The organism is Mycolicibacterium thermoresistibile (genome assembly GCF_900187065.1).
Taxonomy (GTDB): Bacteria; Actinomycetota; Actinomycetes; order Mycobacteriales; family Mycobacteriaceae; genus Mycobacterium; species Mycobacterium thermoresistibile.
On the sequence record NZ_LT906483.1, the window covers coordinates 750,858 to 770,932 of the forward strand.

Below are 20,075 nucleotides of genomic sequence, written 5' to 3' on the forward strand. Positions count from 1 at the left end.
CCTGCTGATCGTCTCGGGCTATCGATGACCCCGAAGCCCAGTTGGGGCCAGAGACGACGAAAGGATCTAATTCGTATGGCAAACTCCGGACAGCGCGTCGGCACCGGCGTGAATCTCTTTGCCGGCGAGGACGTCACCGGCATCGCTCGTTGGTTCGAAGACACCACCGATGTGTTGACGATCGACGACGACGATCTGGAAGAGACCATCGCGTTCGTCCACAAGGGCGGAATGACATTCCTGTCGCCGATTCTCCCCGACCTCAAGGCGGTCGTCTGCACCGCGGGAAGTCGAGAGTCCCATCTGGCCATCCTGTCTCGCGAATCCGCAGTGCCGTGCGTGCTGGCGGCGAAGCTGGACGGCGAGATCCCGACCGGCGCGACCGTGCGGCTCGGCCTCAGTGACCCCGACACGGCGACCGTCGAGATCCTGAGCACCTCGGAGGTGGACGCATGAACGCCCCCGCCGTGGCCTTCAGCAAGCAGCTGCTCACCGACCCCGACTACGAACCCACTCTGGAGGAGTGGAATCAGCTGATTCTGCACGGCGGCCGCGCCTACAAGAGCGAACTGGCCCGGCGCACCGTGTTCGAATCCGAACTGTTCGGGATGAACACCTACATCGTCATGTCGATGATGGAGGACTACCTGAAGGTTCCCGATCGGATTCGCCTGATCACCCAGCATGCCTCGCCGGAGGAACTCGTCCGGTCCGGTCTGCCGATCGGCTCGAAGCGGAGCTTCATCAACCTCGCCGCGATGCCGCTGCACTACATGACCGGCCGCGAGCTCTACGTCGACCTCGGCGAGAACAAGCTCGAGGACGGTCTGGAGGATCAACTCGAGGTGCTGCGGTTCTGGCGGCGGGCCACCATCGCCATGCGCACCGACGGTGTGCTGTTCAACATGGACGCCGAGCCGCCGAACAGCTCGCACGTCGTCGACGACGATCTGCGCAAATCCATTCTGGCGCAGCTCGAACCCAACGACGCCAAGGTCACCGCGACGATCCGCAAGTTCGCCGCCCGGCTGACCGCGTACGCGTTCCTGGAGAACTGCGACGCGCGGACCGCGGTGTGCGACACCGGCCCCTACGACCTCGGCGACGGCACATTCCTGGCGTTGCGGGAGCTGTGCTGCGACGGCGACGGCGACTTCCCGTGGGTCGACGGCATCCGGGAAACCCTGCCCGAGCACCACTTCGTGATCGCCTACCGGTTGCCGAACAGCGTGAGCATGGACAACAACGTCTGGGGCACCGCCTGGTTCACGCCCAGCGACCACCTCAGCGAGGTCATCGAGGCGCGGGTGTTCGCCTCCAAGAACGGCCAGCTGCGCGCGCTGTCCCAGCAGGAAGTCGACGAGATGACCGGCCATGTCCGCAAGGCTCATCGCGCGCTGTACGCCCGGCTCGCCGAAACCGACGCCGAGGAGCGGAACCTGTACGCCACTCAGATGTACAGCTGGAAGTTGAAGCCCTGGGCGCGCATCGCGGGCTGCTACGACAAGATCGACTGGTCGATCAGCCCGTCCATCGTCGAGTCGTATCAGCGGTTCAAGGATCCCGAGGTCGCGCTCACACTGATCGGCGGCGTCTTCGTGCCCGAGGACCGGGACAGCTGTTTCCGTCCGATAGGGAAGGCCGGCGACTGATGACGGCCCAGGTCTCGTCGCAGAACACCCGCTACGAGGGCATCAGCTCGTACAACTTCGGTGTGGCGCACGGCCGCATCCGGTCCTTCAACGATCCGCAGGACGTCATCGACGTCTTCGGTGACGACCTCGAGGACACCATCGCGCTGGTCGAGTCCGGGGGTACGACGTTCCTGTCGCCGATCCTGGGACGGCTGGGCGGGATCGTCTGCACCTCCGGCACCACCCGGTCGCACCTGGCGATCGTGTCCCGCGAGTATGAGGTTCCCTGTCTGCTGGCCGTCGATCTGGGCGACTGGCAGCCGGCGGACGGGGACGCGGTGCGGCTGGAGTCCGCACCGGACGGCGCCGGGTGGCTGATCCCGACGACGGACGCGGCCGTCGGCTCCAGCGCAGCCGGCGGCGCCTCCGCCGGGAACACCGCCGTGACCGTGCCGCAGGCCGGCGCGGCGGACGGGTCCACCCCACAGCGGCAGTACACCCAGGAGACGTCGGGCTCGCCGACCACCGACTGGTGGAACTACATCAAGGCCGACGGGGATGAGATCGGGCGCAAACCGTTCCCGGCGTCGGTCACCACCGACACCGTGGCGCAATTGTTGCAGGAGCCGATGAGCGACGAGCAACTGGAGGCGCTCATCCTGCACATGGGCCGGTCGTTCAAACCGGAGATGACCCGGCGGTCTGGCTTCACGTCCGAGATCTTCCCGATGCTGCCGTACATGTCGATGTCGGTGATCGAGGACTTCCACAGCTATCCGGAACGGGTCCGCGCCATCGACGCCGCGATGCCGGCCGAGGAGATCGGCGCCCGGCTGCGGTCGAAGCCGGGACTCGCCAGCCCGCTGTGGATCTGGATGGTGGGCTACCACTACCTCTGCGGACGCGAACTCCTCATCCATATGGGGAAGCTGGCGCCCAACGAGGACGTCGACGACGTCCGGACGGTGGTCGACTTCTGGCGACGGCTGGCGCTCTCGCATCGCGGAGACGGCACACTGGACTACAAGGACGCCGGGTTCACCAACCTGTACCTGCCCGATCCGGAAGTGGCCGCGTTGCGGGAAACGCTGCAACCGCTGGACACCTCGACCGGAAAGGAACTGCGGCAGCTCAACGCCGCGCTCTCCGGGTACTGCTTCATGTACTTCACCGACTCCAGAGTGGGCATCTGCGACAACGGTCCGTACCCGGCCGGTGAGAATGAGGCGACCCTGGTACGCGATTTCCTCAGCCTGGACTCGGGGCCGTTCTCCTATCCCTGGGCCGAGGAACGCGATCCCGGGGTCAGCGGTGTCACCCTGACGCTTCAGTACACCCCGGGTGCGTTCAGCTACTTCGAGATCAACGACTGGGGAACGACTTTCACCGAGCCGGAGAACTTTTTCTCCGCGGTGAAGAGCGCCTCGGTCATCGCGCGCTACCGGGACGGTTCGTCCGAGGTCCTCAACCCGGACGAATGGCCGGAGCTGGCCAAGCGGGTGGGCGCCGAGCATCTGAAGCTGTATCAGACGTTCAGCGACATGGACCGGGACAGCCGGATCCTCGCCGCCACCCGGATGTACACCTGGGGGCTGCGGCCGTTCGCCAAGTTGGCCGGTGTCGACGGTTCGATCGACTGGTGGTTCTCGGACCGCACGATGGCGCTGTTCCCGGATCCGCTCGGTGACGACGATCAGGCGGCTGCGATCTTCGGCGGCGCGCTGGTCGCTCACGACCGGCCGAGTTCGTTCACCGGTCTGAGCTGACCCGGACACGGCCCACATCTGCGTAACGAACACAGTGGGCCGCCCGAAACGGCGGCCCGGAAAGGAAAGTCATGCGTCATCCCATCAATCTGGTGACTCCCGCCGACGAGTATCTGATCCACCAGACCCCCGACACGTTCGCGATGGTCTCGGATTCGGACTACTCGTGGACGGAGCGGGTGTGGTGCTCGCTGTTCGCCCGTGATGGATCGCTGCAGATCGACTTCGGGCTGGGGAAGTACCACAACCGCAACGTCCTCGAGGGTTTCGGCGGTATCTCGCGCGGAGTCGAGCAGATCACGGTGCGGGCGAGCACCCAGCTCGACCTGAACCCGTTCGGGCTGGCCGCGATCGGGGTCGGCCCGCTCGAGTACGAAATCATCGAACCGAATCAGAAGGTGCGCTGCGTCCTGCGTGAGAACGATGCGCAGCCGCTCTCCTTCGATGTGACGCTCACCGCGATCATGCCTCCGTTCCTGGAGCGCAAGGACGCCCAGCGCGGCATGGACGGCTTCCGCATCGCGTCGGATCTGCGCCGGTTCCATCAGCTGTGCACCGTGTCCGGTTGGGTCGAGATCGACGGCGAACGCACCGAGATCACCGATGAGACCTGGCTGGGCTACCGGGACCGCTCCTGGGGTGTCCGGATGGACGTGGGTGCCAAAGCCCCGGATGTGTACGCGCCCAACCGGATGGAGCAGAACTTCATCCTCACCTGGAGTCCGATGTACTTCCAGCCGGCGGACGGCAGCGCTCCCTACGAGATCCACCACTATCTGCAGTGGGTGGACGGTGAAACCCACTACTTCTCCGGGTACGTCAACTACGCCGACGGCCGGCAGGAGCCGCTGCACGGGATGGTCGACGACCTGAAGTACGATCCCGCCACCCGGCGACTGCTCGGTGGCACCGTGACGTTCGACGCGGGATGGGGCAAGGAGCGGGTCGTGGAGATCGAACCGGTGTCCGACACCGGATTCCATCTCGGGCCGGCTCTCTACTTCGGGTTCAAGGGCGACCACCACGGCGGCTGGAAGGGTGTCAACCACATCGACGGCGAGTGGTACAAGGACATGACCGACCGGGAGACGCTGCTCGAGGCGCACCAGCTGCGGGACTGCGTGATCCGCACCCGCGAGGGTGACGCCACCGGGTACGGCATCTTCGAGTCGATCGTGATCGGCGACCACCCCCGGTACGGCCTGAAGGGCGAGAACTCCTTCCTGTAACCCGCAACCACACCAACGAAGAAATCCGGCTCGTGCCTCTGGCACGAGCCGGATTTCTTCGCTCTGGGACGTTCTCAGCCGCTTCTGAACGAACTGCAGGTCGCTTTGTGGACGAACTACAGACCGAGCCACCCCGGCAGGTCGGCGACGCTGTCCAACACGATATCGGCCATCTCACCGAGCCGTTCGGCTGGTGTCGGTCCGGAGCACACCCCGATCCGCAGGAAGTTCGCCGACTGGGCGGCGAGCATGTCGAACACGCTGTCGCCGACCATGGCGCAGTGCTGTGGGCTCAACCCGGTGTGTTCGCAGAACGCGACGAGCATGCCGGGGCCGGGCTTGATGCCGTGCCCGGAGTCGGCGTCCGCCACGAACGAGAGGCACGAGTCGATGCCCGCCTGCTGGAGATGCCGGAGGGTGGACTTCTTCTGATCGTTGGTGGCCAGGCCGAGGACGATCCCGGCGCTGCGCAACCGCTCGAGCAGCGGGCGCAGCGGCACCACCTGTGCCGGGCTGCGGGTCGCGATGGAGTCGTCGACATGCCGGAACAACCTGTCCGCGTCGGTGTCCGGTGGCAGCACCCCGAGCAGCGTCTTGACGACCGCCTGGATCGTGTCGGTGAGCACCACGCTGTCCGGTTCGAACATGCGGAGTTCGAGGTCGAATCCGAGTGCGGCGCCGAGCCGGCGGGCGAGTCCCGGATCGCCGCCACTCAACTCGCCGACCAGTTGTTCGCACCACGGCGTCCACGTTCGGGTGAAATCGAACAACGTGCCGTCTTTGTCGAAGACGACGCCGCGGATTCCCGGTCGATCCGGCTGGGGTGATTCGCGATCGAACGTCAATTGCTCATTCTTCCTGGAACGGCGTTCCCTTGGCGTGAAAATCCTTGGGAACGATATGATCACGGCAGGTTGGCACGGCAGTGGAACCACCGGGGTGACCGGTCAGAGTCCGGCGTCTCGAATGATCAACGCCAACTCGAGTCGTGACCGGCACGCGGTCTGATGAAGAATTCTGGTGACGTATTTCTTCACAGTGTCTTCCGCCAGGCAGAGAATATCCGCGATCTCGGCGTTGCTGAGACCGTCGGCGACCAATTTCGCCACATCGCGTTGCCGTTCGGTGAGTCGGTTGATCACCCGCAGCGCCGGTTCGGCGGGAAGTCTTCTGCTCACCGGTGACAATTGATTGCCGACCAATCGAAGAATGGCCAATTCGCGCGGTCCGAGATCCTCTGGGTGCGGGCTGAAGAACCCCACCAATGCGGTACGACCACGGGACAGTGGGAGTTGCATCGCGGCCGCGCTTCCCATATCCCACCGGCCGTGCAGGAAATGGCGGATATAAGCCACGGCGGTGGCCGGCAGACGGTGCTGGGACTTCAGTTCATTGAGCGAACTGACCGTGCTTGCCAGCAATTGCCTGACAGCGGCCGGTGACCCGAACACATCGTGGCGGGCCCAGCGGTCCTGATATTCCGGGAGCATTTTCCGGGTCGCGCCCTCGGTCAGCGGGGATTCGTCCTCGAAAACCTGGTTGAACGTCGCCCCGGAGAAAAACGACACATTGGGAATCGACAGATGTCTGCACAGCGACTCGACCAATGCCTCACGGAATTCATTCAGCGTCGACGAGTCGTGGCAATCCGACACGATGTCGAACGCGCAGCGATAGTCCTCGGCGGTCATCACGGCCGGCGGAGTCCATTGGGTGGACGACTTCTTCGACAGTGTTCTCACAGGTCTCCTTCTACGCGAACCCGTCCCCCCAAGGCGGATCTCGCGCCGAATGTCCCCCTATGTGGACTCGGTCACAGCGGGTCTCGCCGCTAGATTGTGATCACAACCACGCGGAAACGCAATCCTCCCGAGAAAAACGGGTGTTTGTGCAGCGTATCCGCTCTTCAGGGCTCTTCCGGCTCGTCAGCCGCTCACCGAGAAGCAAGGAGTGCAGTCATGTCAGAGGCATCGCCCACCACCCCGAAATGGGGTTCCGAGGAGACGCTCACACTGCCGAAGCGGTACAACGCGGCGGTACGCGGCCTCGTCCGCAAACGGCTGTCGGAACTCGACTTCGAGTGGAGTCGCGACGTCTTCTCGCGTTCTTTCGAATTGTTCGACGAAGACGATGCGAAGAAAATCGAGCAGGACACCCTGGCCACCGGATATCGGTTCGAATTCTCGGCCACCGCATCGCTGGATTCGGAGCCGGAGAAATACAAGCGGCCGGAAGTGGACGACACCGTGCTGTCCCCCGAGGACCGGGCCGATGAGAATCTGCGCGGACGCGGCGACAATGTGCTGGCCACCGAGGAGAACACCGTCGGGACCGTGTTGCGGGTCTCACGGACCGAACACGTCATGGAATTGCTCACCGAGGGTGTTCCGGAGAATACGATCGCCGTCATCGACGATTCCGGCGGCACCCTGACCGCCCCGATTCTCGAGCAGTTCCACGGGGTGATCTGTCTGGGCGGAACGGTGCGGTCACACCTGGGAATCCTGGCTCGCGAATACGGTGTGCCCACCTTGATGAACTGCCGTATCGACGACCTGAACGACGGCGACCGCGTCGAATTGGAGACCACCGCTGCGCCACCCGCTCCCGATGCCTACGAGACGGGCGACACCGGCAACTCACGAATCTGGAAACTGAGCTGAGGACCCAAGAACAATGGCACGCAAACTGACCTACGCCGACCTGCTCGAATCGAACAGCTTTCTCCGCAATCTGAGTGACACCACCTATTGGTTGTGCATCACCCGGACAACGCAGGAATCGAAGCTGTTCCCGATGAACCCGTACATGCTGTTGTCCTATCTCAACAGCTTCTATCGGCTGCCGACGCTGCTGCGGGAGGTCGACTCCGTCATGCCGGCCGAGGAACTCGGTGACCGGGTGCGGGAGGCCAGCTTCAAGGTCAACACCGTCAACGCGGCCTGGGGTATGCCGACGTTCTACCTGCTGGGCCGGGAACTGCTGCTGAACTGGGGTCTGATCCGTCCGCAGGACGCCATCGAGGACGTGGTCGACGTCCTCGATTTCAGCCGCCGGTTCAACCTGTCGTATCACCGTAACGACGGGCACATCACCAACAAGGAGTTCGGTGACCGCTCCCAGTTCCTGCCCGAGCGCACCCTGGACGGGTTCCGCGAGCAGCTGCTGGGGGTCACCCCGAACGACCGGCTGCACACCGCCGCGGTGAAGCTGCTGGCACAGCTGTCGCAGTACGCGTTCCTGGCGCACTGTGAGTGCCGCATCGGCATCCACAACAGCGGTCCCTACAACTGGGGCGACAACCGGCAGATGCTGGTCCGGGACTTCTTCGACCTGACCGAGGGCGACTATCCGTGGCTGGACGGCATCGCCACCCGGCTGCCGCACAACAACCTGACCATCCCGATCGTCTTCAAGGACACCCACTTTCACCTGGTCGACGACTGGGCGTCGTTCGAGGCCGAACCCAGCTACGACGCCCGCAACATCGTGGCGGTCGGCATGTACACCTCCGACCCGCTGACCGACGGCTACGTCCCGGTCGGCATGGAGAACGCCGAGGTGCTGGCCGAGACGATGGAGGAATACCGCGAGATCCTCGCCGAGGCGACCGCGGACCTGTGGAAGCGCATCGCCTCGTGGAGCCGAGAGCAGATGATCGACGCCGGCGCGCTGGTCTACTCGTCGGTGGCGAAGGACTTCGCCCACCTCACCGGCACCTACCGGCAGTCGGACTGGATGGAACTCGACGACCGGGCGCAGCGCTTCAAGGTGCTGATGAACGACGAGTACGCGCGGGACAACCTCACCGAGATGGTCGGCCTGCTCGGATTCCCGCAACAGAAGGCGAACCCGTACACGATGGCGCGTTACTCGAACCTGAACCAGCACATGATCAGCGGTCTGCCGTACTCGGTGCTCAACGACGACGACTACGCGCCGACGGTCGGTTCGGAGCTGAGCGGCCGCTCGTCGCTGGACGCGAAGACGGGGCTGTGGACCACCAGCGCCGGCCGCATCACGATCGACGAATACAACGAGCGGGCACGCGGATTCACCCCGACCGTGCACCAGGAGAAGTTCCGCTACCTCGACGAGGAATGGGTGAAGTGGAACCACGACTCCGAGCTGGCTGCGGAGCTGTACCGCCTCGGACGTCCGCAGGCTCCCGGAAAGGTCAACCAGTGAGCCGGTCACACCTGCTGATCGGTGACCTGATCACCAGGGCGGCCCGCACCTACGGTGCGGCGCCGGCCCTGGTGCACGGGGACCGCGTCATGAGCTTCCGCGAGTTCGATGACGCGACCAACCGATTGGGCAACGCTCTGCTCGCCCGGGGGCTCCGCCCGGGCGACCACGTCGCGGTGCTGGCGCCGAACGGGATCGACGGTGTCGTCACCTACTACGCGCTGGCCAAGGCAGGCCTGGTGCGGGTTCCGTTGAACAGCAGGGAAACCGATTTCGAACTGGCCTACAAGATCGACGACTCGCAGGCGCGCGCGCTGGTCACCGACGGGCGCATCCCGGCGGAGACCGAGCTGGTCATCCACACCGAGGAGCTCGCCGGCATGATCGCCGGTGCGGATCCCGGCCCGTGCCGCATCGAGCGGGACCCGGAGGACCCGCTGCGGCTGGCCTACACCGGCGGCACGACCGGCAAGCCGAAGGCGGTGGTGCTGACCACGCGCAGTGAGCTCGCCGAGATCGCCAACTTCCTGGTCGATCTGCTGCCCGACCTGACGCCGGACTCGGTCATGCTGCACGCCGCGCCGATCACCCACGGCAGCGGCGCGTTCTTCCTGCCGCACCTGGTCAAGGGTGCCCGCAATGTGATCCTGCCCCGGTTCACCCCGCAGGGCTTCGTCGATGCCGCGGTCGAGCACGGCGCCACCGCCACGTTCATGGTGCCGACCATGATCGCGATGATGCTCGAGGACGCCGAGATCGACCGGGACAGGCTGAAACTGCGCCGGCTGTGCTACGGCGGTGCGCCGATCGCCCCGACCCTGCTCGCCCGCGGGCTGGAGACGCTGGGTCCGGTGTTCGTCCAACTGTACGGTCAGGCCGAGGCGCCGCTGGCCATCACCTGCCTGCAGCCGTGGGAACACACCCCCGAACGGCTCACGTCGGCCGGAAAGCCGTACACCTTCGTCGAAATGGACATCCGCGATGAGGAGGACAATTCGGTTCCGCCCGGCACCCCCGGCGAGGTCGTCACCCGCGGCCCGCACACGATGAGCGGCTACTGGCGGCGCCCCGAGGCGACGGCCGAAACCCTCGGCGAGGACGGGTGGCTGCGCACCGGCGACATCGGTCAGGTCGACGAGGAAGGTTACCTCTACCTGCTGGATCGCCGCAACGACGTCATCATCAGCGGCGGCTTCAACGTGTACCCGCGGGAGGTCGAGGACGCGCTGCTGACCCATCCGGCGGTGCGCGAGGCCGTCGTGGTCGGCGTCGACGACGAGCGGTGGGGCCAGCGGGTCAGCGCCGCGGTGGTGCTGCGGGAAGAGGTCGACACCCAGGCGCTCATCGATCACTGCGCGGAGCGACTCGCCGGGTTCAAGCGACCGCGACACATCGAGGTGTGGGATGAGCTGCCCAAGAGTCCGGTCGGGAAGTCGCTACGGCGGACGGTCCGGGAAACCATGCGTGCCAACGAGGAGGTAACCGCACATGCTTGAACAGAAAGACCTGGCGCTTCACGGTCTGACCCTGCGGCAGCTCGCCAACGCCGAGCAGCTCGCCGACATTCTCGACATGGACAGCGCCGAGGTGGAGAAACACCTGCTGCAGGCCGTCGGCGACGGGAAAGTCGTTGCTGCCAAGGGGAACTTCATGATCTCGCCGCAGGGGCGGGACTACCTGGACATCCTCTATCCGACGGCGTTCGAGGAGCAGCGGGCCAACTCCGAGCTGGTCGAGACGCTGGCGAATTTCGAGAAGGGCATCAACAAGAAGATGCTCGCCGTGATGACGTCGTGGCAGACGGTGACCGTCGACGGCGCCCAGCAGCCCAACGACCATTCTGATCCCGACTACGACGCGAAGGTCATCGACCAGCTGGCCAACGTGCACGACCGGGTCACCACCCTGCTCGCGCCGTTCGCCGACGCGGATCCGCTGACCAAGCGGTTCCTGTTCCGTCTGGACGCGGCGCTGGCCCGTGTCGACCAGGGCGACCACGAATACGTCAGCAACGTCCGCCTCGACAGCTATCACACCGTCTGGTACCAGATGCACGAGCACCTGCTCCGCATGATGGGGGAGGAGCGCGACGAATGACCGCGCAACTGACCGAACCCGCGGTGCTGCGGATCACCGACCTGGAGACCGAGCCGTCACGGGAACTGGTGGGCGGCAAGGCGTTGAGCCTGTGGCGGATGAGCCGCCTGGGCCTGCGGGTGCCGCCGGCGGTGGTGATCACCACCAGGTCGTGTGCCGAGTACTTCAGCCGCGGCCGCACGTTGTCCGATGAGCTGTTCGAGGAGATCGTCTCCGGCATCGGCTATCTCGAGGAGAAGACCGGCCGCAGGCTGGGCGCGTCGGACAAGCCGCTGTTCGTGTCGGTGCGCTCGGGTGCGGCGGTGTCGATGCCCGGGATGATGGACACCATCCTGAACCTCGGGATCAACGAGACCACCGAGGCCGCGCTGGCGGCCGAATCGGGCAATCCGCAGTTCGCCGCGGATGTGCGCCGGCGGTTCAGCGCCCTGTACGGGAAGCTGGTCGCCGGATGCCTGGAGGATCTGGAGGACCTGCCGGACACCGCGGCGGTGCTGCAGGCGATCAGCGAGGAGACCGGTTCCGCGGTCCCCGACGATCCCTACGAGGCGCTGCGCGGCGCCGTCTGCGCGGTGTTCGACTCCAGCCAGTCCCGGCGGGCCAAGGCGTACCGGGCCCACTACGGCATCCCCGATGACATCGGGACCGCCGTGACGATCCAGGCGATGGTGTTCGGCAACCTCGACGACGACTCCGGCACCGGTGTGGTGTTCACCCGGAACCCGTTGACCGGCAGCCGCGAACCCTACGGCGAGTACCTGCCGCGCGGGCAGGGCGAGGACGTGGTGTCGGGCCGGGTCACCCCCCGCCCGCTGTCCTGGCTCGCCGAGAACCGCCCCGAACTGCACGCCGAGCTGGTGTCCGCGGCCGAGCTGCTCGACCGTGAGGGCCGCGACGCCCAAGACATCGAGTTCACCGTGCAGCACGGCACGCTGTACCTGCTGCAGTCGCGGGCGGCGAAGCGGACCGCGCAGGCGGCGGTGCGGATCGCCACCGCAATGGTCGAGGAGGGATCGATCGACCCTGCCACCGCGTGCAGCCGGGTGACCGCCGAGCAGGTGCGTCACCTGCTGCGGCCGGCGATCGACCCCGACCGGATCGGAGACGCCGAGCCGATCGTGACCGGCACCTCGGCCAGCCCCGGCTACGCGGTCGGCATCGCGGTCGGCACCGCCGAGGAGGCACAGGCGAAACCGGGTTCGATCCTGGTCCGCGAGGCGACCAGCCCGGAAGACGTGCACGGCATGATCGCCGCCGCGGCCGTCGTCACCGAGAAGGGCGGCTCGACCTCACACGCCGCGGTGGTCAGCCGGGCTCTGGACACCCCATGCGTGGTCGGCTGCGGCGAGGGCACGTCGAGCGCCCTGGTCGGCAAGCTGGTGACGGTGGACGCGACCGGCGGCCGGATCTATCCTGGCGAGATTCCCGGCCGCGCCACCACGGTCGACGACGACGAGGATCTGGCCACGCTGTTGCGGTGGGCGCGGGACCTGGCGCCGATCCGGGTGGTACCCACCGCCGACGAGGTCGACGGCCCGGTCTTCGACGCGGATCAGGCCCTCATCGAATCCGGTGAGGAGCTGCCGACGATCCCGAACGGCACCCACGCGGTCTCCGGCGCCTACTTCGACACCGACGAAGGGGTGCAGGCCGCGCTGGACGCCGGGGTGTCGGTGATCGTCAGCACCAACCCGCTGCCGGTGTTGCTCGCCGCAATCGCGTACCGAAAGGACAGTGATGACTAGCAATCCGGGCTCGGAGCCGACCGCGGGCGATCTGCGGATCGGAACCGAGGAGATCAGCGAGATCCTGCGGGCTTTCGAGGCATCCGACTGGACCGGCATGCATCTGCGGATCGGCGGGGTGACGGTGTCGGTGGGCAAGGACGCCCCACCGCCGGAGCCCCGGCCGACCGCATCGGCCGCGGCGGCGGACACCCCATCGGCTCCGGCAGCCGCCGCCGTGACCGCTCCGTCGGCGCCCCAACCGGCCGCGCCAGCCGCGTCGCCGGCGGCGGACGAGGTGGTGGACGAGACCGGCCTGGTAGCGGTGACCGCGCCGACGGTCGGCACCTTCTGGGTCGCGCCGGCCCCCGGCTCGCCGCCGTTCGTCGAGGTCGGATCCAGGGTGGCGGCGGGTGACCAGCTCGCGATCGTCGAGGTGATGAAGCTGATGAACCCCGTCATCACCGAGATCGGCGGCGAAGTGGTCGCCGTCCGTGCCCGCAACGCCGATCTGGTCGAGTTCGGCCAGACGCTGTTCCTGATCCGCCCCGATGACTAGCGCAGCGGTGGCGGCGACAGACGCGGCAAACAGGATTCCGGTCGCCGCCCGGATACGCAGGGTGCTGGTCGCCAACCGGGGTGAGATCGCGCTCCGGGTGGTGCGGGCCGCCCGGGCCATCGGCCTGGAGACCGTGGTGGTCACCTCGGACGCCGACCGGGACCAGCTGGCCGCACAGCTCGCCGACCGGGCCGTCTGCATCGGCGGTGCCAGCGCGGCAACGAGTTACCTCAACATCGATGCCGTGCTGGCGGCCGCCGTGGGAACCGGGTGCGATGCCGTTCATCCGGGTTACGGATTCCTCTCCGAGAACCCGGAGTTCGCCCGTCGCTGCGAGGAGGAGGGCCTGATCTTCATCGGCCCCGATCCCCGGATCGTCGCGGCGACCGGCGACAAGGCCGCCGCCCGCGACATCGCCGCCAACGCCGGCGTCCCGGTCCTGACCGGGTCCAGCATCACCGAAAGCCCCGAGGCCGCGGTGGCCGCGGCCGGCGAGGTCGGTTTCCCGGTGTTGATCAAGGCGGTGGCCGGGGGCGGGGGTCGCGGCATGTCCGTGGTCGCCGATGAGGCGGAGCTGCGGCGGCGGTTGCCCACCGCGATCGCGGAGGCCACCGCGGCGTTCGGCGACGGCCGAATCTATCTGGAGCGGTTCATCGCCCGCGCCCGGCACATCGAGGTACAGGTGATCGGCGACAAGCACGGATCGGTCGTGCACGTCGGCGAACGCGACTGCAGTGCCCAGCGGCGTCATCAGAAGGTGCTCGAGGAGGGGCCCGCGCCGGGACTCTCCGATACCACCCGGGCCGGCATCCATGCGGCGGCTGTCCGTTTCGCACAGGCCATTCAGCTCGACAGCGCCGGCACCGTCGAGTTCATCTACGACTCGGACACCGGCGAGTTCGCGTTCCTGGAGTTCAACGCCCGCATCCAGGTGGAACACCCGGTGTCGGAGATGATCTCCGGGATCGACCTGGTGGCCGAACAGATCCGGGTGGCCGCCGGGCTGCCGCTGTCGTTCGGGCAGAACGACGTCCAGCTGTCCGGGCATGCCATCGAAGCGCGGATCATGGCGGAATCACCCGAACGGGGATTCGCCCCCGCGCCCGGCACCGTCACCGTCTGGCAGCCACCGTCGGGCATCGGGATCCGGGTGGACTCGCACTGTCGCCCCGGCACGGTGATCAGCCCGTACTACGACTCGATGATCGCGAAGGTGATCGCCCACGCGCCGACCCGCGATCAGGCCATCGACCGGTTACTCGCCGCCTTGACGGAGCTGCGCGTCGAGGGTGTGTCGACGACCATCCCGTTCAACCGTTTTCTGCTGCAGGGCCGGCAGTTTCGCGATGGCCGGATGACCACCAGGTGGATCGACGACGAGGGCATCGACGAATTTCGACAAAACTTCAAGGAGGCGACGTGACCAGCTATCTCGACTGCGCCGACCGGGCCGTCGGCGGCCGGCGGACGATTCAGATCATCGACCAGACCCTGCGCGACGGCCCCCAGAGCTGGTGGGGGATGCGCATGCGCAAGTCGATGGGCCTGCCGATCGCGGGCGAACTGGACCGCACCGGGTTCAACGCCATCGACCTCGTCGGCAGCTCGATCTTCGAGGTCCTGGTCCGGCACTGCAAGGAAGACCCCTGGGATCAGCTGATCTCACTGTCCAAGGCGATGCCCAGGACCCGGGTGCGAGCCGGTACCCGGAGCAACGGCATCGTGACATTCGGCCTGACCGCGGACAGCGTGATGGACCTGTGGGTGCAGAGGCTGTGCGCCCACGGGATCGGCAGCTTCTGGATCTACGACGGCTTGTTCAACATCGACAAGATCGGCCGACTGGTCAAGGTCGCGCAGGCCCACGGCGCCGAGGCTGTGCCGTGCATCCTGTTCGCCGACAGCCCGTATCACACCGACGAGTACTACGCGCAGAAGACCCGCGAACTGGTCGCCCTCGGCGCGGACGGCATCGAACTGGAGGACGCGGCCGGTCTGCTCACGCCGGAGCGCACCCGGAGCCTCATCGGCGCCATCAAGAAGGAGGCCGGCGACCTCCCGGTCGAGGCGCACTTCCACTCCAACAACGCGCTGTCGCCGCTGAACTATCTGGAGGCCGTGCTCGCCGGGGCCGACCGCGTCCACACCGCGAGCCGTCCACTCGCGGCCGGGGTGTCGCTGCCGTCGACGGAGAACACCGTCGCGAACCTGCGGTACGCCGGATTCGATGTGGAGATCGATGATTCGCGGCTCGAGGTCGTCGAACAGCACCTGTTGAACGTGGCGAAGATCGAGGAACTCCCGGTCGGCCGGCCGGCCGAGTTCTCGCTGTACCAGTACCGCCACCAACTGCCCGGCGGGATGGCGGGAACCTTCAAGAACCAGCTGAAGGACCGCGGCATGGAGCACCGCTTCGAGGAGGTGCTCGACGAGATGGCACTGATCCGCCGCGAGCTGGGTTACCCGGTGATGGCCACGCCGTTCTCGCAGCTCGTCGGCACCCAGGCGGTCCTCAACGTGGTGACTGGCGACCGCTACTCGGTGGTGCCGGACGAGGTGCTGTTGTATGTCAACGGTTTCTACGGTGAACCGGTGGCGCCGCTGGACCAGGACGTCCTCGACAAGATCATGGACAGCCCCAAGGCGAAGACCTATGCCGAGTGGGAGCCGCCCCAGCCCGAACTCGACGAGCTGCGGGCCAAGTTCGGCAAGGACATCTCCGATGACGAGCTGATCCTGCGCCTGCTGGTTCCCGAGCACGACATCGAGGTCATGCGGGCCACCCCGCCGCGCACCATCGACTACGGGCTGACCAGTAGGGAATTGGCCAACATCCGGAAACTGATCTCCACCTCGGTCGGGGCCTACCTGCATGTGGAGTCGGGCGGATTCGAACTGACGCTGCACGGAGATCACTGATGACGACCACGGTGAAGAAATCAGAGCTGACCGACCGTCCGAACAAGCGTCGGGCGGGTGCCGCCGCGGGCGGGCTCCCGGTTGCCGAATCCCGGCCCCGGGTCGTCGACGGTCTGCTGCGCGGGGCCCGCTGCATCCGCTGCCAGCTTGCCGTCTCACAACCGGACATTCCCTGGTGCCCAGCCTGTTTCGGTGCGATCGAGCCGTGCGGGTTCCGGCCGGTGGGCACCGTGTGGGCGGCGACGACGATCCGCATCCCGGTGGGCCGGTGGTCGGCGCCGTTCGGGCTGGCCTACGTCGACGTCGACGACGGGCCCCGGGTGCTGGTCCATGTGCCGCCGGCGCCGAATCTTCCCGCCGCGAAGACCCGCATCACCTTCACCATGGATGACGGCGGTGACCTCGTGGCGACCGAACCGGACAGTGAGAGCGGGGAATGACCATGGAAGTCGCGATTTGGGGCGTCGGCACATCGGATTTCGGCGTCTTCCCGGACCGCCGGGTGGAGAGCCTCGCCTGGGCAGCGATCGCCGAGGCCATCGCCGATGCAGAGATCCGGCCCGACGACATCGAGGCGATCATCTTCGGGTCGGTGTTCGGGCCGCCCGGGGTGGCGACCCGGGTCCAGCGCGGGCTCGGGATGCGGGCCGTGCCGGTGTGGACCATCGAGAACGCCTGTGCGAGCGGCACGACGGCTTACCACGAGGCGGTCCAGGCGGTGCGGCAGGGCCGGTTCGAGTGTGTGCTGGTGGTCGGGGTCGAGCAGATGTCGACACTGTTCACCGGGGCGATCGTGCCGGAGGCCACCGATCCGGAGGGTGCGACCGGGCTTCCCCTGCCGGGCCTGTATGCGCTCACCGCGGCTCGCTACATGGACGAGCACGGTCTGACCCCCGAGCAGCTGGCGGCCGTGGCGGTGAAGAACAAGACCAACGGTATGGACAATCCGCGGGCCCACCTCCGCGGTGAGGTGCCGACCATCGAGTCGGTGCTGGCGTCGCGGCCGATCGCGGACCCGTTGACGCTGCTGCAATGCTGCCCGACCACCGATGGTTCCGGCGCGGTGGTCGTCGGCAGCGGCCGCCGCAACTCCCGCGACGTCCTGGTCGAGTCGTCGGCGCTGGTGTCGGGCCGCCCGTGGGATCAGCGGTCCGACGAGGTGTGGGGCTTCGCCTGTGTGCGGCGCGCGGCGGAGCAGGCGCTCGCGCAGGCGGGACGGAAGATCACCGAGATGGACGTGCTCGAGGTGCACGACGCGTTCACGATCGGGGAGATCACCACATTGGAGGCGCTCGGGATGACCGAGGTCGGCCGGGGCGGTGAGCTGGCCGCGTCGGGCTACACCCAACGCGATGGCCGGCAACCGGTCAACCCGAGCGGCGGACTGCTGTCCCGTGGCCATCCGCTCGGAGCCACCGGCACCGCGCAGCTCGCCGAGATCGTGTGGCAGCTGCGCGGCGACGCCGGGCCGCGCCAGGTGGACCGGCACCGGGTGGGCATGGTCGAGACGATGGGTGGCGGCGCGGCGGGGATGGACGGCAACGCCTGTGTCGTCACGATCCTGTCGACGTGAGTCCGGGCCCGGCCAGATGACGAACACCGATGTCCGACCGGACCGGCCGGGCGGGGCGACAGTCCGGGAGGGGCCGCAGGGCCTTCTCGGGTTCCGCCCGCTCAGCGGGTTGCGGACCACCGACGGGCGCCGGATCAGGGCCGGCATGCTGTTCCGCAGCGCCACACCGCAATTCGTGTCGGGGGCCGAGGCGCGTGCGTTCACCGACGCGACCGGACTGCGCACGATCGTCGATCTGCGCCTGCCGCACGAGGCGAAAGCCGAGGGCAGCGGCGGGTTCACCGACTGCGAGGTGCGGGTGATTAACTGCCCGTTCACGATCCGCCAGACGGTCGCCGCGGACTCCGCCGTGGCGCCGATGCCCGGTGCCGATCCGCTGATCGGCACGTACCTGCAGTACCTGCAGGACCGCTCGGCGTTCACCCGCATCGTGCAGGCGTTGTGCGGCACCGGCAGCACACCCGCGCTCATCCACTGCACGGTGGGCAAGGACCGCACCGGTGTGGCGTGCGCGATCCTGCTGGACGCGATCGGGGTGTTGCGCCACGACATCAGCTCCGACTATGTCGCCAAGGTCGACGATGTCAAGGAGATGATGAGCCGGCTCCGGGGGATGAAGAGCTACGGCGACGCCGTCGACGTCTATCCGCCCGAAGCGTACGAGGCGGTGCCCGCGACCATCCTGCGGTTCCTGGCGTGGGTGGACGTCATCTACGGCGGGGCGCGCGCCTACCTGCTGGCCAACGGAGTGACAGACGACCAACTCGACGCATTCGCCCAACGAATTCTCGAACAAGACGAAGGAGATGTCATGGCGGAGGTTTCCCACTCGATCGTCCTCAACGCCTCGGTGGAGGACACCTGGAAGGTGGTCGGCGACGTCGGCAACGTGCACAAATGGGTGCCGGCGATCGCGTCCACCCGGATGGACGGCGACGTCCGGATCGCGACGTTCGCCGACGGCGGCGGTGAGGCCCGGGAGCGGATCGTGTCGCACAGCGACGCGGACCGGACCTACACCTACTCGTACCTGGAGGGCCCGATACCGCTCGACGAGTACACCTCCACGTTGACCGTCAGCCCCCACCACGACGGTCCGGGGGCCTTCGTCAGCTGGACGGCGACCCTGCAGGCCGCCCCGGAGGTGGTGGCGAGCATCGATGAGCTGTACCGCACCAGCCTGGCCGAACTCAAGGAGATCCTCGAGGGATGACCTGATCCGCGGCGTCCGGGTCGCCGTGATCGGGTATGAAGGGAGCGTGGCGGTCGGCCGGATACGGCGCACCACGGTGCGTGCGGCGGTGGCGCTGATGTGCTTGGCGCTGCTGGCCGCGGCGTGCGACGGGGAGGCGGTACCGGCGCCGCCCGCCCCACCTGAACAGCCCCCCGCCCAGACCGGCGAGTCGGGTGCGCGCGACGTCGTCACCGACCTCGGGGTGCCGTGGGGGATCGCGTTCCTGCCCGACGGCTCGGCGTTGATCGCCGAACGTGACAGCGGGATGATCAAGCAGTTGTCCGAACCCGGCGTCGTCCGAGACGTCGGTGCCGTGGAGGGAGTGGCGGCGCGCGGCGAGGGCGGACTGCTGGGGCTCGCCACGGCCGGTGACACGGTGTTCGCCTACCACACCACCGCCACCGACAACCGGGTGGTGCGGATGGACTTCGACGGTCAGGCGCTCGGCCCGCCGGCGCCGATCCTCACCGGCATCCCCACCGGTGGCTCCCGGCACGACGGCGGCCGGATCGCGTTCGGCCCGGACGGCAGGCTCTACGTCGCCACCGGCGAGATCGGCGACCCGCCGCTGGCGCAGGACCGCTCCTCACTGGCCGGCAAGATCCTACGGATCAACCCGGACGGGTCGATTCCCGCCGACAACCCCGACCCGCAATCGCCGGTGTGGTCGTTCGGACACCGCAATGTCCAAGGGCTGGCGTGGGATCCGGGCGGACGGCTGTGGGCCACCGAGTACGGAGCCGACACCTGGGACGAGCTCAACCTGATCGAACCGGGTGGCAACTACGGGTGGCCCGTCGCCGAAGGCAGGCAGGAGATGCCGGGGATGATCGACCCCGTGCTGCAATGGCGGCCGGCCGAGGCGTCACCGTCCGGGCTGGCCTTCTGGGACGGCGCGCTGTGGATCGCCAACCTGCGCGGTCAGCGGCTGCTCGAGGTCCCGGTCCGCGCCGACGGTGAACTCGGCGAACCGGTGTCGCGGTTCGTCGGCGAGTACGGACGGCTGCGCACCGTGGTCGCGGCGCCGGACGGATCGCTGTGGTTCACCACCAGCAACCGCGACGGCCGCGGCGTGCCGCGGTCCGGAGATGACCGGATCCTGCGGTACCGGCGCTGAGCGGTTGTCGGCCCCTCGGCGCCGATACCCGGATC

At 67.3% G+C, this 20,075-nt stretch carries 18 protein-coding genes; 16 read left to right on the forward strand and 2 right to left on the reverse strand.

The genetic code is table 11. The features are described from left to right. Positions 1-24: 24 nt before the first annotated feature. The 4 genes from CKW28_RS03445 (at position 25) to CKW28_RS03460 (ending at position 4,629) form a co-directional block, all read left to right on the forward strand. Positions 25-456 (forward strand): PEP-utilizing enzyme, encoded by a 432-nt coding sequence (locus tag CKW28_RS03445; protein WP_234784997.1) that lies wholly within the window; start codon positions 25-27, stop codon positions 454-456. Further along, positions 453-1,652, forward strand: coding sequence for a hypothetical protein (locus CKW28_RS03450; protein ID WP_003926448.1), 1,200 nt, complete (start codon positions 453-455; stop codon positions 1,650-1,652). The genes CKW28_RS03445 and CKW28_RS03450 overlap by 4 nt, the downstream gene beginning before the upstream one ends. Then, the gene (locus tag CKW28_RS03455) at positions 1,652-3,400 is read left to right on the forward strand and encodes a PEP-utilizing enzyme (protein ID WP_003926447.1); all 1,749 of its coding nucleotides are present in this window, start codon (positions 1,652-1,654) and stop codon (positions 3,398-3,400) included. Before CKW28_RS03450 ends, CKW28_RS03455 begins: the two co-directional genes overlap by 1 nt. Positions 3,401-3,471: 71 nt before the next feature. After that, positions 3,472-4,629 (forward strand): Rv3169 family protein, encoded by a 1,158-nt coding sequence (locus CKW28_RS03460; protein ID WP_003926446.1) that lies wholly within the window; start codon positions 3,472-3,474, stop codon positions 4,627-4,629. A 116-nt stretch (positions 4,630-4,745) separates the two neighbouring features. Here the strand turns inward: CKW28_RS03460 and CKW28_RS03465 are convergent, their stop codons facing one another. Further along, complete coding sequence (locus CKW28_RS03465) at positions 4,746-5,474, reverse strand: HAD family hydrolase (protein ID WP_003926445.1); 729 nt, start codon at positions 5,472-5,474, stop codon at positions 4,746-4,748. 102 nt (positions 5,475-5,576) lie between these two features. Then, positions 5,577-6,371, reverse strand: a complete 795-nt coding sequence (locus CKW28_RS03470) for a helix-turn-helix transcriptional regulator (RefSeq protein WP_234784996.1) — start codon at positions 6,369-6,371, stop codon at positions 5,577-5,579. Positions 6,372-6,587: 216 nt separating this feature from the next. Here CKW28_RS03470 and CKW28_RS03475 point away from each other — a divergent pair, with 216 nt between their 5' ends. From CKW28_RS03475 to CKW28_RS03530, 12 genes are all read left to right on the forward strand, one after another. Further along, positions 6,588-7,292, forward strand: a complete 705-nt coding sequence (locus CKW28_RS03475) for a PEP-utilizing enzyme (RefSeq protein WP_003926443.1) — start codon at positions 6,588-6,590, stop codon at positions 7,290-7,292. A gap of 13 nt (positions 7,293-7,305) precedes the next feature. Next, positions 7,306-8,817, forward strand: coding sequence for a hypothetical protein (locus tag CKW28_RS03480; RefSeq protein WP_003926442.1), 1,512 nt, complete (start codon positions 7,306-7,308; stop codon positions 8,815-8,817). Next, complete coding sequence (locus CKW28_RS03485; RefSeq protein WP_003926441.1) at positions 8,814-10,313, forward strand: class I adenylate-forming enzyme family protein; 1,500 nt, start codon at positions 8,814-8,816, stop codon at positions 10,311-10,313. Before CKW28_RS03480 ends, CKW28_RS03485 begins: the two co-directional genes overlap by 4 nt. Further along, the gene (locus CKW28_RS03490; RefSeq protein ID WP_003926440.1) at positions 10,306-10,914 is read left to right on the forward strand and encodes a hypothetical protein; all 609 of its coding nucleotides are present in this window, start codon (positions 10,306-10,308) and stop codon (positions 10,912-10,914) included. Before CKW28_RS03485 ends, CKW28_RS03490 begins: the two co-directional genes overlap by 8 nt. Next, a complete protein-coding gene (locus CKW28_RS03495) occupies positions 10,911-12,659 on the forward strand; it encodes a pyruvate, phosphate dikinase (protein WP_003926439.1) in 1,749 nt (582 codons plus the stop codon). Before CKW28_RS03490 ends, CKW28_RS03495 begins: the two co-directional genes overlap by 4 nt. Next, positions 12,652-13,197 carry an acetyl-CoA carboxylase biotin carboxyl carrier protein gene (gene accB / locus CKW28_RS03500; protein ID WP_003926438.1) on the forward strand — a complete coding sequence of 182 codons (546 nt, stop codon included), beginning with the start codon at positions 12,652-12,654 and terminating at the stop codon, positions 13,195-13,197. The genes CKW28_RS03495 and accB overlap by 8 nt, the downstream gene beginning before the upstream one ends. Beyond that, positions 13,190-14,620, forward strand: a complete 1,431-nt coding sequence (locus CKW28_RS03505) for an acetyl-CoA carboxylase biotin carboxylase subunit (protein WP_050811998.1) — start codon at positions 13,190-13,192, stop codon at positions 14,618-14,620. Before accB ends, CKW28_RS03505 begins: the two co-directional genes overlap by 8 nt. Further along, positions 14,617-16,116: a hydroxymethylglutaryl-CoA lyase-like TIM-barrel protein gene (locus CKW28_RS03510; protein WP_003926436.1), complete on the forward strand. Its 1,500-nt coding sequence runs from the start codon at positions 14,617-14,619 to the stop codon at positions 16,114-16,116. Before CKW28_RS03505 ends, CKW28_RS03510 begins: the two co-directional genes overlap by 4 nt. Beyond that, positions 16,116-16,556 (forward strand): PhlB family protein, encoded by a 441-nt coding sequence (locus tag CKW28_RS03515; RefSeq protein ID WP_003926435.1) that lies wholly within the window; start codon positions 16,116-16,118, stop codon positions 16,554-16,556. Before CKW28_RS03510 ends, CKW28_RS03515 begins: the two co-directional genes overlap by 1 nt. Next, positions 16,553-17,689: a thiolase family protein gene (locus tag CKW28_RS03520; protein WP_003926434.1), complete on the forward strand. Its 1,137-nt coding sequence runs from the start codon at positions 16,553-16,555 to the stop codon at positions 17,687-17,689. Before CKW28_RS03515 ends, CKW28_RS03520 begins: the two co-directional genes overlap by 4 nt. Before the next feature lie 16 nt (positions 17,690-17,705). Further along, on the forward strand, positions 17,706-18,902 hold the full coding sequence (locus CKW28_RS03525) for a tyrosine-protein phosphatase (RefSeq protein WP_003926433.1): 1,197 nt from the start codon (positions 17,706-17,708) through the stop codon (positions 18,900-18,902). 97 nt (positions 18,903-18,999) lie between these two features. Next, positions 19,000-20,040, forward strand: a complete 1,041-nt coding sequence (locus CKW28_RS03530) for a PQQ-dependent sugar dehydrogenase (RefSeq protein WP_081475566.1) — start codon at positions 19,000-19,002, stop codon at positions 20,038-20,040. Positions 20,041-20,075 lie beyond the last annotated feature (35 nt).